The following is a 14421-nucleotide window of genomic DNA, read 5'->3' as shown; positions in this document are numbered from 1 at the left end:
CCGCAGTTCAGGGTAGGGGATCAGCCGGGCAGGAAGGGGCTTGCCCGCCCGGAATAGGACACGTACAGCAACTCGCCGGCCCGCGTGCACGCCACGTAAAGCAGCCCCCGTTCTCGTTGCAGATCGTGGGCCCGGGCGGTGGGGTCCTCCGAGGCCGGGGTCAGCGCGTCGGGCGCCGGCACGATTCCGTCAGCCACGCCTATCACGGCCACCCTGCGAAATTCCAGCCCTTTCATCCCATGCAGCACCGTGACTTTCACTGTTATCCCCGCGTCACGCAGAGCCGTCCGGGCGGCCTTGACCAGCTCGGCTGTGCGAGCGGCGACGGCGATGTCCTGCGTCGGCACGCCTTCCTCCATCCACTCGGACACATGCGCGATCAGACCGGCCGTTTCCGCCTCGGGGCTGACGTACTCCAGGACCGTCGGGCGTGCCCCGTTCCTGACGGCGCGGAAGCCGTACAGGTCGGCGATGCCCTCGACGAGGCCGTCGGCCGGCCCTCCTCCCCGGAGCCGTACGCCCCAGGAAAGGATCTCCCGCGATAGACGATAGGAGATCTTCAGATGGAATCGGCGGGCGGGGATGCCGACGTTCGCCAGCGCGATCCGGGTGTCGAACATGCGCTGGTGGGGGTCGCCCACGATGAAAAGGTCGTCCGGCGCGACGGGGACGGCCGCCCGCAGCAGCCGCCACTGCGCGGGGTGCAGGTCCTGCGCCTCGTCCACCACGATGTGCCGGTACGGCTCCCGCCCCGGCGCCTCCTCGCCGAGGAGGTCGCCCGTCGACTCCCCGAGCAGCGCCGCCGCCTCGGAGGCGAGCTGGAGGAGCGTGCGGCGCCCCGACTCCCTCAGCCGGTCGACGACGTGCCCGACCGCCTCCCACACCTCGGCCCGGCTCTGCGGCTCCAGCTCGACGCTCCGGCCCGGGCGGCCCGCGCTCTGGTACTCCTCCAGCGTGCGGAGGTTCTGGGCGAGGATGACCTGCTCCCACTCGCGCAGCAGGAACGCGGTGCCGAAACGGCCGCTCGCCGCCTCCTCCCAGAGGCCGGCCAGGTCGTCGGCGCCGACGACGGCGGGCGGCCGTCCCTCCGCCTCCGTGACGATCCGGTGGGCGAGCCGGTCCACGTTGCCGACCTCGACCCGCTTGCGCACGACCTCGTCGTCGATGATCAGGTCGAGCCGTGAGGACAGTTCGGTGGCCAGGCCCTGGGAGAACGTCACGAGCATGACGGGGCCGGCGCCCGCGCGGGCGAGGTGGGCGGCCCGGTGCAGGGCGATGAGCGTCTTTCCGGTGCCCGCGCCCCCGGTCACCAGCACCGGCTCGTCGTAACCGGCCCAGTTCGCGTACGTGTGCTGCGGGGGCTGCAGGAAGGTGCACCAGTGGGGCAGGGTCATGATCCGGTCGAGCTCGTCGAGATCGGACGCGAAGGCGGCCAGGTGGGGGCTGCGCCGCAGAGCGGCGGCCAGGTCGCCGGTGTCGACGACGCCGGGTTCGGAGGAGCGGCAGGCGTCGAGCTCGCGCCAGGCGTCCGCGAGGGTGCCGCCGTGGGCCAGCGCGGCCAGGGGGGCGAACTGGCTCTCCGGAAGCAGGGGTTCCAGCACCTCGAAGTGCGACTCGGCGGTCATCAGCCGCAGGAGCGGGAGCAGTTCCCCGTCGACGCCGATCTCCAGCAGGTCGGTGTCGCAGAACCGGGCGAACAGCCGCTGCTCCGACCGCTGGGCCGACCTGCGCAACGCCGGCTCTACGCGCTCCAGCGCCTCCGCGTCCCAGGTCTCGATCACTCCGATGGCCGGGTTGACCCCGAACCTGTGGCGCTGTGCGTACGACCACGCCGCCGCGTCCGGGAGCACCGTGACCAGCCAGTAGGTGTCGCCCTGGCGCAGGGCGACGGCCCGGTGGCGGTCGGCCAGGCGAAGCGTGGTCACCCGGTGGTCGCGGCCGTTGCGCACCCGCTCCGGATGCGGCGCCGACGGAGAGTTGCCGAGGAACCGGCGGACCGCGACCACGGCGTCCCGGCGGACCGGCCGGGCCAGGGAACCGAGTTCCCTGGTGAACTCCGGGGAGATCGCGAGCCGGGGCATCGCCCTAGTCCAGTAAGGAGATGAGGTCGCGGTCGCCTCGTTCGCGGAGCCGGGTGATGAGCTCCGGCCGCCCCGCCGGCCCGGTGAGGCCGATCCTCGTCGCGATCACGCGTACGGCCTGGTCGGGGGTGCCCCCTGGGGCCGTGTACCCGACCAGGCGCAGCGCCTGGGAGGTCGCGTCGCCGCCGTTGGCCGCCGCCAGGTGCCGCACCCGCAACATGCCCTCGTCTGACATGGTCAGGAAGACGTGGCTGCCCTCCTTGGCGGCCACCTCGCTGAGGATCCGCTGCAGCGAGCCGAAGCCGGGCCGCGATATCCAGGTGAGCTCCACGTCTCCCGCGGCGCTCCGCGCGGGCCGGTTCTCGCCCGGCGTGAGACCGAGATAGGCCGCGAAACCGGTCGGCATGGGCACCTCGGCGCCCCGCAGATGCTCGTCGGTGACGTCCACCCGCAGCCACCAGCGCCCGTCAGGCTGGCGGAAGCACCTTCGCGTGAGGGACACGTCCTTGAGCTGGCCCACCGGCTTGTCGGCCGCCGCGCCGTTCGCGGCGCGCCGCGCGCCGTTGGCCTTGCTGCTGCTCTGGATGCGCAGCTGCGGGACGTTCTCCAGCCACTCCTTGGCCACGTCCGGGTGGATGCCGAGGGAGGAGACCAGCTCCAGTGCCCGGGCCACGGTCGGCGGCCGCTCGGCGTTGACGATCAGGCCACGTGTGCGCTCGTGCAGCTCGGCGAGGTCTCCCGCCACCACCCAGTCGCCCGCCACGTGGTAGCCGGGCAGGGTCGCCGCCACGAAGTGCCAGGCGGGCACGTCGAGCGAGCGCAACTCGTGCTCGTGCCAGTCGGCCGCCGTGATCAGCCGGTTCTTCGGCGCGGCGACCCCCAGCTCGTCGGCGAGCCACGCCAGGTGCGCCTTGTACGGCGCGGCCTCCGGTTTGCCGAGCCACTCGGCCAGCCAGACGCGCAGAGTGGTCTCCAGCGCGTGGATGACGTCGGAGGAGACGGCGAGGAGCTTGGCCAGCTCCTCGACGGCGGACGGCGCGTCAGTGAAGACCCGGTTCTGCGCGACCATCCAGGTCCTGTCGTCCATGTCGGAGAACGCCGCGTCGATCAGGGCGGGGAAGTCGACCTCGTTCTGCGGGCGCCTCGGGGCGGGCACCTCGGGCACCGACTTGAGGTGCCTGGCCGGGCTCTCCGCCAGGCGCGTCCTGGCGGCGGCCGGCTCGGCCTCCTCGCTCAGGGACGGCGCCAGCCGCGCGAACACGGCGGTGAAAAGGGCGGTCAGCACAGGCCGCGCCTTGATGAAGGGCTGGTCGGTGAGCTCGCGGCCGGAGAGGGTGAGCAGCCCGGGCCAGGACCCGGCGCGGTCGAGCGCGATCGCGACCTGGGGGTCGTCGGCCTCGTCCGGGTCGAGCACGTAGAGGGCCGGCAGGACGTCGCCAACGGCGGCGGCCGGCCAGTGCTCGAGCGCCAGGTCGGTGATCAGCTCGCCGAGGTCCTCGGGGTCCATGACACCGAGCACCCGCTCCATGGGCAGGCTGCGCCACCAGGCGTCCGGCAGTTCGCCCTGCTCGTGCAGGATTCCGATGCGGGAGGCGTCACTCCAGCGCAGCGGTGGCACGAGGTCACTCAGGCAGAAGTTCATGCTTTCCCCATCACTCCGTCGGACCAGACCATAGTCTGACAAATCCCCATTCGCAGGGCCCCTGCGTCAGGGACGAACGGCGGCGAACCGCAGCCGGACGTAGTCGGCCATCCACCCGGACTCCCGGCGAAGGGCGGGGGCGGCGAGCTCGTTGACCCGCAGCAGCAGCGGCTCCACGGTCGCCGGCGGCACGCCGTCCAGCAGGGAGCCCGCGAACAGCCGCACCCAGTCGGCGGCGCCGTTCGGGCAGTCGTCGAGCGGTGTCGGTCGATCGAAGTATTCCAGGATCCGGACGGTGAAGCCCCCCTGCTCCAGGCGACGGGCGTACTCGGCCGGGCTGGGAAAGTACCAGGGAAGCTCGGGCTCGCGCAGGCCGTGCTCCCGCCAGGCGGTCAGCATGGCGGACGTGAGCGCCGCGCAGTTGCCCGCGCCGCCGAGTTCCGCCACGAACCGTCCGCCAGGGCGCAGGGCCATGCGCACACATGCGATCACCGCCTCGGGGTCACGGCTCATCCAGTGCAGCGCGGCGTTGGAGAAGACCGCGTCGTACGGCTGGGCCACCGTGAAATCGTGACCGTCGCCGACGATGAAGTCCAGACCGGGATGCTGGGCGATGGCCGTCTCGATCATCGAGTGCGAGCCGTCGATCCCCAGGACCTCGGCGCCGCGGGCGGCGAGGTCGGCCGTGAGCACGCCGGTCCCGCAGCCGAGGTCGAGTACCCGCTCGCCCGGCTGGGGATCGAGCAGCTCCACGAGCGGCGCTCCGTGCGCGGAGACGTAGCCGAAGGAGCTGTCATACGCACGAGCATTCCATCTCGTGAGATAGGGGGTTTCGTACCGCAAGATCAGCTCGCATTCTGAGTCATTCAGATAGCGACACACTTTACGGCTTCGGGTGCCCCTGCGAGTTGTGCACGCTTAGCCCACCGCTTGTGACCAATGTGTCTTGAGGTAGGACTTGGCCTCATCCTGCTCCGGGATGGTGAGGACGACGGGAGTTCCCGTCGCGGCGGGGAGCTTGGCGGCCGCGGTCTTGTCGAGCGTCCCGCGCATCTCCATCGCCTCCATCCTGGCCGGCCGGGCGTAGGCCTTGAGGTACAGGTTCTGGCCCTCGTCGGACAGCAGGAACTCCTCCCACAGCCGCGCTGCGGCCGGATGCGGGGCGTCCTTGTTGATCGCCTGCACGTAGTAGGACGCGAGGACCGCGTCACGCGGGATCGTCACCTGCCAGGCGGGCTTGCCGTCCCTGGCGGAGGCCTCGGCCCTCGCGGTGTTGAGGAAGTCCCAGTCGAGCACGGAGGCGGCGCGGTCGGGCTGGCTGAGCATCCCGGCGCGCTTGATCCGGGCGAACAGGTCAACGCCGCGTGCGGCGTCGACCTTGCCGCCGTCGAGCGAGGCGGCCATGACGCCGCCGAAGGCGGAGGCGATCCGCAGGGGGTCGCCGGGCAGCGCCACGGAGACGCCCGGCTTGGCCAGCGCCGCGTAGGACGCCGGGGCCGAGAGCTTCCTGGGGTCGTAGCCGATCGACATGTAGCCGCCGTACGCGCCGTACCAGAGGCCCTTGGCGTCCTTCAGCCGGTCGGGGACGTCGCCCCAGCCGGCGACCTTGTAAGGGGCGAAGCGCTTGGCGTTCGCGACCGCGACGTCCAGGCTCAGGTCGAAGACGTCGGGCGCGTCCTTGGTCCCGCGCAGCCGGGTCGCCGCGTCGATCTCCTGCTGGCTGTTCGCCTCGGGGGAGATCCCGATGACCTTGATGCCGTACTTGTCGGAGAAGCGGTCGATGATCTCCGCGTAGTTCACCCAGGCGCGCGGCAGCCCCACGACGGTCAGCGTGCCCTCCCGCTTGGCGGCCTCCACCAGCCTGTCCATGGTGGAGAACCCGTTCTTCATGCTCGTCGCCATCGGGTTCACCGGCGGGAGCTCCTTGTCGCCCTTCGACGACGGCGTCGAGCACGCCGCGGCCACCGAGACGAGCATCACCACTACAGCACTGGCACGTATGGTCACGCTACGTATGATCGGTGCTGGTCAGCCGCCGGTCGAGGAGGCACGCGGGGGAGGGTTCACGATCTTGGCCGCCACCATGGAGGCCTCTGCGATCTCGACCGTCGAGCCGTCGCGTCTGCGCAGGGTGAGGACGCCGCCGGTCCACGATTCCAACACGCCGACCGCGTCACGGAAACCACCGGTGTCGACACGTCGCACGGTCACCCGTCGCCCCACGTCTTCGGGGGTGATGGCCACGACCAGCCTGGCTCCGAACTGAGGGCTCACGATGATTGGCCCCCTCCTGTTCCGGCTACTCGACAGGCAACGCAATACTAGGGCGTAGCAAACCGCGGCCGAGCCGTGCAACCAGAAGGAGCCCGAGGTGACGTACGTCATCGCGCAGCCTTGCGTGGATGTCCTGGACAAGGCGTGCATCGAGGAGTGCCCCGTCGATTGCATCTATGAGGGCGAGCGCATGCTCTACATCCACCCCGACGAGTGCGTGGACTGCGGGGCGTGTGAGCCGGTGTGCCCGGTAGAGGCGATCTTCTACGAGGATGACCTTCCCGACCAGTGGAAGGACTTCTACAAGGCCAACGTGGAGTTCTTCGACGAGCTCGGGTCGCCCGGCGGCGCGTCGAAGGTGGGGAAGATCGACAAGGACCACGCCGTCGTCGCCGCGCTCCCCCCGCAGGCCGAGGACCACTGAGTGCGGGCCCGTCCGCTGACCGGGGTGATCCGTTGATCGAGTTGCCCGACTTCCCGTGGGACCGGCTCGCGCCGTACAAGGAGCTGGCCCAGGCTCACGCGGACGGGATCGCCGACCTGTCCATCGGCACGCCCGTCGACCCGGTGCCCCCGGTCGCGCGCAAGGCGCTCGCCGCGGCCGCCGACAGTCCCGGGTATCCCCAGACGTACGGCACGGCGCGGCTGCGTGAGGCGGCCGCGGGATGGCTGCGGCGCCGGCACGGGGTCACGGTCGACCCGGCCGACGTGCTGCCGACGATCGGCTCCAAGGAACTGGTCGCCTGGCTGCCGACGCTTCTGGGCGCGGGGCGCGGGGACCGTGTCGTCATCCCCGAGTTGGCGTATCCCACCTACGACGTCGGCGCCCGCCTCGCGGGCGCCGAGCCGTACGCGGTGGACGGCCTCCTCGCCGTGGGCCCCGAGCGGGTGCCGCTCGTCTGGGTCAACTCGCCGTCCAACCCGACGGGCAGGGTGCTGCCCGCCGAACACCTGCGCAAGGTCGTCGCCTGGGCGCGCGAGCGCGGCGCGGTGGTGGCCTCCGACGAGTGCTACCTCGAGCTCGGCTGGGAGGACCACCCGGTCTCCGTGCTGCACCCCGACGTCTGCGGGGGCTCCCACGAGGGGCTCCTCGCGGTCCACTCGTTGTCCAAGCGATCCAACCTCGCGGGCTACCGCGCCGGATTCGTATCCGGAGACCCCGTCCTGGTGAAGCGGCTCCTGGAGGTGCGCAAGCACGCGGGGATGATGGTCTCCTCCCCGGTCCAGGCCGCGATGGCCGCCGTCCTCGACGACGACGAGCACGCGGACGAGCAGCGGGAGCGGTACGCGCGGCGCCGGGAGGTGCTGCGTCCCGCGCTGGAGCGGGCGGGCTGGCGGATCGACCACTCCACGGCGGGCCTCTATCTGTGGGCCACCGACGGCACCGGCTGCTGGGACCAGGTACGCGTGCTGGCCGAAAAAGGCATTTTGGTGGCGCCGGGCGACTTTTACGGAGTCGCAGGTCGTGCGCATGTGCGGATCGCCCTTACGGCAACCGATGAAAGGATCGATGCGGTGGTGCGCCGCCTCCAGTAGGATCGCGCGGCATGACGGCAGCGGTCGTGCTCGTGTTGGGTGTCGCCACACTGGTCGTCGTCCTGGGCGCGTTCGTCGCGACGGCCCGGCAGGGCAGGGTTCCCGCGCCCATGCCGCCGCTGCCGCCCGAGACGCCGGAGATCGCGCCCGTCCGCGTTCCGGCCCCGGCGGCCGACTACTTCGACCCCAGGACGATCAAGGTCGGGGACACCGTCCACATCCAGGGCGTGAAGTCCCGTGCCATCGGCGCTCTGCACCTGTCGCGGCAGGGCGACCAGTGGACGGAGTACCTCCTCGACGAGGGCGTCCGGCGCTATCAGTGGCTGTCGGTCGAGGAGCGGCGCGGCTCCGCGGAGGGCGAGCCCCTCCACCTCGAGGTCATGTTGTGGACCCAGGTGCCGACCCAGGGGATGGTCCCGGCCAAGCACATGCTGATCATGGAAGGCGTGGAGTTCTTCCCCATCGACCGCGGCACGGTGGCGTTCCGCTCCGAGGGGATGACGGGCCACCCGGACCGGGGGCTCCTCGACTTCGCCCACTACCGGGCCGTCGACGGCCGGCTGCTGTCGTTCGAGCGCGTCCAGGGCGGTCAGTGGTCGTCCTTCTACACCCGCCCGCTGACGCCGGGTTCCATCCGAGTGGAACGCCTACCTTGATCGGCCGGTAGTTTCTGGAGGGTGACTCGGCGTCGTTCCCGCGTAGGCCTGACCGTACTGATCATCGCCGTCCTGGTCGTCGGAGGCGCCGGTTACGGCGTCTACCACCTGATGAAGAAGGCCCAGCCGTTCGCCTTAGGCGAACACTGCCTGGTCACGACCTCGGACGGCACGCTGGATCTCGACATCGAGCAGGCCCAGATCGCCGCCACGATCGCGGCGGTCGCGGCCCGGCGGAAGCTGCCGGAGCGCGCTCTGCAGATCGCCTACGTGACCGCCATCCAGGAGTCGAAGCTGGCCAACCTGCCGTTCGGCGACCGGGACTCGGTGGGGGTCTTCCAGCAGCGGCCCTCGCAGGGATGGGGCACACCCGAGCAGCTCACCGACCCCGTCTACGCGACCAGGAAGTTCTTCGCCGCGCTGGAGAAGGTCAAGCACTACAAGTCCCTGCCCCTCCATGAGGCGGCGCAGGCCGTCCAGCGCTCGGCCGACGGCTCCGCGTACGCGCAGCACGAGGAGTCCGCCAAGATCCTCACGGCCGCCTTCGCCGGTCGCGTGCCCAAGGCCGTCCACTGCTGGTACCCCCCGGCGGACAAGCCCGTCACGCCCCGGCCCGACGAGGCGCGCAAGCAGCTCGTGAGGGCGCTGGGCGACGACTCCTCGGCCAGGCACGGCTGGCTGATCGCCGAGTGGTACGTCTCCAACGCGCAGAAGTACGGCCTGCGCGAGGTGAACTACGGCGGGATGACCTGGACCGCCGAGGCGGGGCACGACGGCTGGCTGAAGGGCGAGGCCAAGGCGTCCGGGGCCGTGCGCATCGCCTAGGCTCAGGGGCCATGCGGCTGGACCTTGGACAGGACGTCGGAGCGCTGACGGCGCGCCTTGTGGACATCGAGTCGGTCAGCGGCGGTGAGAAGGCCATCGCCGACGCGATCGAGGAGGCGCTGACCCCGCTCGGGCATCTCACCGTGGACCGCGACGGGCAGAACATCGTGGCCCGCACGTCGCTCGGGCGCGCCGAGCGCGTCGTGATCGCCGGCCACATCGACACCGTCCCCGTCGCCGCCAACCTGCCCAGCCGCGTCGACGGCGACCTGCTCTACGGCTGCGGCACCTCGGACATGAAGAGCGGCGTGGCCGTCCAGCTCAAACTGGCCCTGCTGGACGACCCCAACAGAGACCTGACCTTCGTTTTCTACGACTGCGAGGAGATCGAGGCGGAGCGCAGCGGCCTGCTGCGCCTCACCCGGGAGCATCCCGAGTGGCTCGCCGGCGACTTCGCCGTCGTCATGGAGCCGACCGACGGCCTGATCGAGGGCGGCTGTCAGGGGACGCTGCGGGCCGAGGTGGTCGTTCGGGGCGCCAGGGCCCACAGCGCCCGGTCCTGGGAGGGCGTCAACGCCATCCACGGGATCAAGCCGGTCATCGACATCCTCGGCGCCTACGAGGCCAGGCGCCCCGTGGTCGACGGCCTGCGCTACCACGAGGGCCTCAACGCCGTCGGCATCCACGGTGGCGTCGCCGGAAACGTGATCCCCGACGAGTGCGTGGTGACCGTCAACTACCGCTTCGCCCCCGACCTCACCGTGGAGCAGGCCTTCGACCACGTCACCGAGGTGTTCGACGGCTTCGAGGTGCGGCTCAGGGACGGCGCGCCGGGAGCCAGGCCCGGGCTCACGCACCCCGTGGCCGCGGCCTTCGCCGCCGCCGTCGGCGGCACGCCGCGCGCCAAGCTCGGCTGGACCGACGTCGCCAGGTTCTCCGCTCTCGGCATGCCCGCCGTCAACTGCGGTCCCGGCAACCCCAACCTGGCCCACACCAGCGGCGAGCACGTGAGCCTGGCGATGATCGCGGAGACCGAGCGGCGGATGCTCGACTGGCTGAGCGCCCCGCGCTGAACACGCCCGTCAGCGGCCGGTCGTGACCTCGGGGAGCGCCGGTTCCGGGGCGAAGGTGCCCTCCCTGCGGATGGTGTGCCAGCGCAGGCGCGCTCCCAGCACGGCCGTCGCCACCGAATGGATCACCACCAGGTACATCAGCTGCCGATAGACGAACTGCTGCAGCGGAAGCACCCACAACACGGAGGCGGGCTCGCCGTCGAGTCGCAGCGCGTACCACCCGCTGAGCGCCTGAGCGGTGACGAAGCCGGCCCACACGGCCACCACGGGCAGGGGATCGGCGACGGCCAGGCTGTACACCGCCATGATGTCCACGACGGGGGCCAGCAGCGGCAGGATCACCTGGAAGAGCGTGAGATAGCCCAGGCAACGGCGGCCGAAGGGGTCGCGTTCGAGGACCGCCCCGCGGTGCTTCCACATCGCCTGCAGCGTGCCGTAGCACCACCGGTAACGCTGCCGCCAGAGCTGACCGAGGGACGTGGGCGCCTCGGTCCACGCCCGGGCGTGCTCCTCGTAGACGACGCGCCAGCCGGCACGGCGGATCGCCATGGTGAGGTCGGTGTCCTCGGCGAGGGTGTCCAGGCTGACGCCGCCGACCGACGTCAGCGCGGACCTGCGGAAGGCGCCGATGGCGCCGGGGACGGTGGCCATGCAGCCGAGGAGGTCGAACGCCCTCCGGTCGAGGTTGAACCCGATGACGTACTCGATGTGCTGCCAGCGGCCGATCATGCCGCGCCGGTTGCCGACCTTCGTGTTGCCGCTGACGGCGCCGACGGACGGGTCGGCCAGCGGCTGGATCAGGTTGCCGATCGTCGAGGGTTCGAACACCGTGTCCCCGTCGACCATGATCAGGATGTCGTGCGCCGCCTGCGCGATCCCGGTGTTCAGCGCGGACGGCTTGCCGCCGTTCTGCCGGCGGATCACCCGTACGCCGGGCAGACCCAGCGAGGCCGCGATCTCAGCGGTGCGGTCCGTGGAGCCGTCGTCGACGACGATGATCTCCACGTGCCCCGGGTAGTCGGTCGCGACGAGCGAGCGGACGGTGGCTTCGATGCCCGCCTCCTCGTTGTAGGCGGGGACGATCACGGTGACGGGAGGGGGAGCGGGCCATCGCGTGGTGCCACGGCGGTGCCCGGCGTCCCTGCGCCGTCTCTGCCGCTTCGCCCTGCGCGCGTGGACCCAGGCGAGAACGACGAACAGCGCGAGCCTGAGGAGGGTCAGCAGACCGGCGGCGGCGAGGATCCAGCCGAGTGATCCGGTGAACGCGGAGGAGGCCCGCTGGAGAAGGATCAGGGCCTCGCCGAGCCACTTGTCGCTCGTGGAGGCGGGCGTGTGCGCGGAGGGAAGCCCGGCCGCCCGGGTGAGGGTGGTGGCCGTGTAGCCCCGCTTGTCCAGGGTGGTCAGCAACCGGTCGACCGCCGCCACGGTCTGCGAACGATCTCCTCCCGCGTCGTGGAACATGATCACGGCGCCGGTGTCGCGCGGCGGCAGGGACGCCCTGACGATCTGGTCCACCCCCGGCCGGCTCCAGTCCTTGGAGTCGAGATCGGTCAGGACGGTGAGATAGCCCTCCGACGCGAGCAGCCGCATCGCCGCGAACTGCTTGTCTCCGACGGCCTCCGGAGACGAGGAGTACGGCATGCGGACCAGGCGGGTGTGGATGCCCGCGGTTCCCGCCAGCGCCTTCTGCGTGAGGGACAACTCCAGCCGGGTTCGCCAGCCCGGCGCCGTCGTCACGTCGGCGTGCGTGTACGTGTGGTCGCCGATCTCATTGCCCTGGGCGACCATGCGGCGTACGAGGTCGGGATTCTCGGCGACGTGCGCCCCGACGACGAAGAAGGTCGCGGTGGCGCCGTGCCTGCGAAGCACGTCGAGCACCTGGGGTGTCCAGCGCGGATCGGGCCCGTCGTCGAAGGTGAGCGCAGCCGTGCGCCGTGCGACGCGCAGCGCCTCCGGTCGTGGTCCCGACATGTTCACCACGGGGCCGCCCGCGCGCACGCGGTCGAGCGTCGCCGAATCTCCGGTGTCGTCCGCGGGCGGGCGCGTCTCGCCGACCACGTTGTGGACGTAGCCGTTCAGGAAGAGCCCCCCGCAGGTCAGGACGGCGGCCAGGCAGACCAGGAACCAGTGGGCCCGCGGGTCGCTTCGCTTGTTCAGCGGCGTGCTCATTTCGGCCCGTGCGTCTTTTCTGCCTGTCCCGGCGGGGTGCCGCCGTGGCCGGGATTGCCCGCCACGGAACCCTGCGCGTCGGGCGGCGGCGTATTGCCCGGCCTGCCGGCCGAGGGCGTGGTCTCAGGGGTCGGCTGCGGCGCGCGACGCGATGCCGTCGGTGAGGGGACCTGCGGGACCGTCGTCGCGGACGGGCTGACCTGTGGCGTCCGCGTGGGCCGGACGTCGGGCGACCGGGAGGCGGTTCCCCCGACGGTCGGTCCTTGTTGGGCCTTGCCGGGCCATCCCAGCCCGGGCAGTTCGGTGCCACCCAGCATTCCGGTGACCACGAAGGCCAGGAGAGTCACGACGACGGCTCCGGAACCGATCGCAGTCACCGTGAGAATCCGGCCGCGACGACCGCTCTGGTCCACGAACACGGCGGTGTCCTGAGGAGGTGACTCGTTCACGAGCTGTGATAGTAGTGAACCCCCGTGCACAGCCGGGAATAATGCGACATTTGTGACCATCTTGGATGGAACACCCGCACTGTCCGGCGCCCGCTAGCGTGAACGCATGAACCACGACCGGCCCGAACGCCGTCAGGGATCCTCGGTGCTCCGCGGCGATCTCGTCCCCGATTCGACATATGACCAGCGTCTGCTCGACCGCAAGGGCCCGACGGACTGGCTCCACATGGACCCGTGGCGGGTCCTGCGCATCCAGTCGGAGTTCGTCGAGGGATTCGGCTCCCTGGCCAACCTCCCCGCGGCGGTGACCGTCTTCGGATCCGCCCGCACCCCCCGGGACAGCGCCGAATACGAATTGGGCGTCCGCGTGGGTCACGCGCTGGCCAAGGTGGGCTACGCCGTCATCACCGGCGGCGGCCCCGGCGTCATGGAGGCGGCCAACAAGGGGGCGTTAGAGGCCGACGGCGTCTCGGTCGGCCTCGGGATCGAGCTTCCGCACGAGCAGCGCCTGAACGAATACGTCGACCTCGGCGTCGAGTTCCGCTACTTCTTCGTCCGCAAGACGATGTTCGTCAAGTACTCCAGCGGCTTCATCGCCCTGCCGGGCGGGTTCGGCACGCTCGACGAACTGTTCGAGGCGCTCACCCTGGTCCAGACCCACAAGGTCACCTCCTTCCCCGTGATCCTCATGGGGTCGGAGTTCTGGGCGCCGCTGGTCGACTGGGTCCGTACGACCCTGGCGAAGACCGGCAAGATCTCGCCGTCGGACGTCGACCTCCTGCGGGTCACCGACGACCCCGACGAGGCCGTCCAGATCATCCTCGAGGCCGACCGGCACCGCACGGGAGCGTGACGGGGTGTTCATCTGCGTGTTCTGCGCGTCCAGCCAGAAGATCGACCGCAAGTACCTCGACCTCGCCCACGACGTGGGCGCGGAGCTCGCCAGGCGCGGGCACGGCCTCGTCAGCGGAGGCGCGATCGTCTCCTGCATGGGAGAGGTCGCCCGGGCCGTGCGGGAGGGCGGCGGTCACACGGTGGGGGTGATGCCCCAGGTGCTCGTCGACATCGAGATCGCGGACACCGACTCGGGCGAGCTGATCGTCACCGCCGACATGCGCGAGCGCAAGGGCATGATGGACGCCAGGTCGGACGCCTTCCTCGTGCTGCCCGGTGGGATCGGCACGCTGGAGGAGCTGTTCGAGATCTGGACCTCGCGGGTGCTCGGCGTCCACGACAGGCCGCTGGTGGTGCTGGACCCCTGGGGGCTCTACGCGCCGCTGCGCCTGCTCGTCGACGGCATGTACGAGCAGGGATTCACCCGCCCCAACGTCTTCGACGCGATCTCCTGGACGACCACCGTCGAGGAGGCTTTCGACCTGCTGGAACGGCCCACCCCGCAACTGCGGCCCACGGCCGAGGAGCTCGGCGAGTCCTAGGTCAGGCGAGGCCGCGCCGGGTGAGTGCGGGAGGCCGGTTGCCCAGCAGGACCTCGGTCATGTCGAGCGCCTGCCGTACCTGGTGGGAGGTGCGGAACACCGTCGCGCCCGCCCACGCGAACGCGGCGGCCGCCGCGATCGCCTCCGTCTCGTCCTCCGGCAACGTCACCACGACCGTACGGCCGGCCTGGGCCAGGGCGGAGACCTCGGACAGCGAGGCCGCGGCCACCCAGGCCGGGTCGGCCGGGTCGGCCGGACGGATCACAATGGTCATGCCTTC

15 protein-coding genes are annotated in these 14421 nt (G+C 70.9%); 7 read left to right on the top strand and 8 right to left on the bottom strand.

Annotated elements, in window-relative coordinates; genetic code table 11:
• Positions 1-20: 20 nt before the first annotated feature.
• The 5 genes from Pka01_RS16395 to Pka01_RS16375 all read right to left on the bottom strand — a co-directional run bounded on the left by Pka01_RS16395 (position 21) and on the right by Pka01_RS16375 (position 5997).
• On the bottom strand, positions 21-2081 hold the full coding sequence (locus Pka01_RS16395; protein ID WP_203883617.1) for a UvrD-helicase domain-containing protein: 2061 nt from the start codon (positions 2079-2081) through the stop codon (positions 21-23).
• 4 nt (positions 2082-2085) lie between these two features.
• Positions 2086-3723: a hypothetical protein gene (locus Pka01_RS16390; RefSeq protein ID WP_203883616.1), complete on the bottom strand. Its 1638-nt coding sequence runs from the start codon at positions 3721-3723 to the stop codon at positions 2086-2088.
• Positions 3724-3789: 66 nt separating this feature from the next.
• Positions 3790-4566, bottom strand: a complete 777-nt coding sequence (locus Pka01_RS16385) for a class I SAM-dependent methyltransferase (RefSeq protein WP_203883615.1) — start codon at positions 4564-4566, stop codon at positions 3790-3792.
• A 75-nt stretch (positions 4567-4641) separates the two neighbouring features.
• Positions 4642-5730: an ABC transporter substrate-binding protein gene (locus tag Pka01_RS16380; protein WP_239115046.1), complete on the bottom strand. Its 1089-nt coding sequence runs from the start codon at positions 5728-5730 to the stop codon at positions 4642-4644.
• A 21-nt stretch (positions 5731-5751) separates the two neighbouring features.
• Positions 5752-5997, bottom strand: coding sequence for a hypothetical protein (locus Pka01_RS16375; protein ID WP_203883614.1), 246 nt, complete (start codon positions 5995-5997; stop codon positions 5752-5754).
• 97 nt (positions 5998-6094) lie between these two features.
• Between Pka01_RS16375 and fdxA the strand changes: the two genes are divergently transcribed.
• Genes fdxA through dapE form a run of 5 tightly spaced genes read left to right on the top strand, consistent with a single transcriptional unit; the run spans position 6095 to position 10087 of the window.
• Positions 6095-6421 carry a ferredoxin gene (gene fdxA / locus Pka01_RS16370; RefSeq protein ID WP_203883613.1) on the top strand — a complete coding sequence of 109 codons (327 nt, stop codon included), beginning with the start codon at positions 6095-6097 and terminating at the stop codon, positions 6419-6421.
• A 32-nt stretch (positions 6422-6453) separates the two neighbouring features.
• Positions 6454-7533, top strand: a complete 1080-nt coding sequence (dapC, locus tag Pka01_RS16365) for a succinyldiaminopimelate transaminase (RefSeq protein WP_203883612.1) — start codon at positions 6454-6456, stop codon at positions 7531-7533.
• Positions 7534-7544: 11 nt separating this feature from the next.
• Positions 7545-8189 (top strand): DUF4178 domain-containing protein, encoded by a 645-nt coding sequence (locus tag Pka01_RS16360; RefSeq protein WP_203883611.1) that lies wholly within the window; start codon positions 7545-7547, stop codon positions 8187-8189.
• Positions 8190-8210: 21 nt separating this feature from the next.
• Positions 8211-9014, top strand: a complete 804-nt coding sequence (locus tag Pka01_RS16355; RefSeq protein WP_239115045.1) for a hypothetical protein — start codon at positions 8211-8213, stop codon at positions 9012-9014.
• Between the two features lie 11 nt (positions 9015-9025).
• The gene (dapE, locus tag Pka01_RS16350) at positions 9026-10087 is read left to right on the top strand and encodes a succinyl-diaminopimelate desuccinylase (protein WP_203883610.1); all 1062 of its coding nucleotides are present in this window, start codon (positions 9026-9028) and stop codon (positions 10085-10087) included.
• A gap of 9 nt (positions 10088-10096) precedes the next feature.
• Here the strand turns inward: dapE and Pka01_RS16345 are convergent, their stop codons facing one another.
• Positions 10097-12256: a bifunctional polysaccharide deacetylase/glycosyltransferase family 2 protein gene (locus Pka01_RS16345; protein ID WP_203883609.1), complete on the bottom strand. Its 2160-nt coding sequence runs from the start codon at positions 12254-12256 to the stop codon at positions 10097-10099.
• Complete coding sequence (locus Pka01_RS16340) at positions 12253-12705, bottom strand: hypothetical protein (RefSeq protein WP_203883608.1); 453 nt, start codon at positions 12703-12705, stop codon at positions 12253-12255. The genes Pka01_RS16345 and Pka01_RS16340 overlap by 4 nt, the downstream gene beginning before the upstream one ends.
• Positions 12706-12811: 106 nt before the next feature.
• Between Pka01_RS16340 and Pka01_RS16335 the strand changes: the two genes are divergently transcribed.
• Both Pka01_RS16335 and Pka01_RS16330 read left to right on the top strand, forming a co-directional pair.
• The gene (locus Pka01_RS16335; protein ID WP_203883607.1) at positions 12812-13558 is read left to right on the top strand and encodes an LOG family protein; all 747 of its coding nucleotides are present in this window, start codon (positions 12812-12814) and stop codon (positions 13556-13558) included.
• Between the two features lie 4 nt (positions 13559-13562).
• A complete protein-coding gene (locus Pka01_RS16330; RefSeq protein ID WP_203883606.1) occupies positions 13563-14141 on the top strand; it encodes an LOG family protein in 579 nt (192 codons plus the stop codon).
• Position 14142: 1 nt separating this feature from the next.
• On the opposite strand, the gene Pka01_RS16325 is transcribed toward Pka01_RS16330, so the two are convergent.
• Positions 14143-14415: a hypothetical protein gene (locus Pka01_RS16325; RefSeq protein WP_203883605.1), complete on the bottom strand. Its 273-nt coding sequence runs from the start codon at positions 14413-14415 to the stop codon at positions 14143-14145.
• Positions 14416-14421 lie beyond the last annotated feature (6 nt).

This window comes from Planotetraspora kaengkrachanensis (assembly GCF_016862895.1).
GTDB lineage: Bacteria > Actinomycetota > Actinomycetes > Streptosporangiales > Streptosporangiaceae > Planotetraspora > Planotetraspora kaengkrachanensis.
The sequence above is the reverse complement of the archived record's forward strand: the minus strand, read 5'-3'. Positions and strand labels throughout refer to the sequence as shown.

Excerpts from the sequence above, each read along its gene's own strand:
- Pka01_RS16390 (WP_203883616.1), bottom strand. The coding sequence starts at position 3,723 with ATGAACTTCTGCCTGAGTGACCTCGTGCCACCGCTGCGCTGGAGTGAC.
- Pka01_RS16345 (WP_203883609.1), bottom strand. The coding sequence starts at position 12,256 with ATGAGCACGCCGCTGAACAAGCGAAGCGACCCGCGGGCCCACTGGTTC.
- Pka01_RS16395 (WP_203883617.1), bottom strand. The coding sequence starts at position 2,081 with ATGCCCCGGCTCGCGATCTCCCCGGAGTTCACCAGGGAACTCGGTTCC.
- Pka01_RS16325 (WP_203883605.1), bottom strand. The coding sequence starts at position 14,415 with ATGACCATTGTGATCCGTCCGGCCGACCCGGCCGACCCGGCCTGGGTG.
- dapE (WP_203883610.1), top strand. The coding sequence starts at position 9,026 with ATGCGGCTGGACCTTGGACAGGACGTCGGAGCGCTGACGGCGCGCCTT.
- Pka01_RS16335 (WP_203883607.1), top strand. The coding sequence starts at position 12,812 with ATGAACCACGACCGGCCCGAACGCCGTCAGGGATCCTCGGTGCTCCGC.
- Pka01_RS16360 (WP_203883611.1), top strand. The coding sequence starts at position 7,545 with ATGACGGCAGCGGTCGTGCTCGTGTTGGGTGTCGCCACACTGGTCGTC.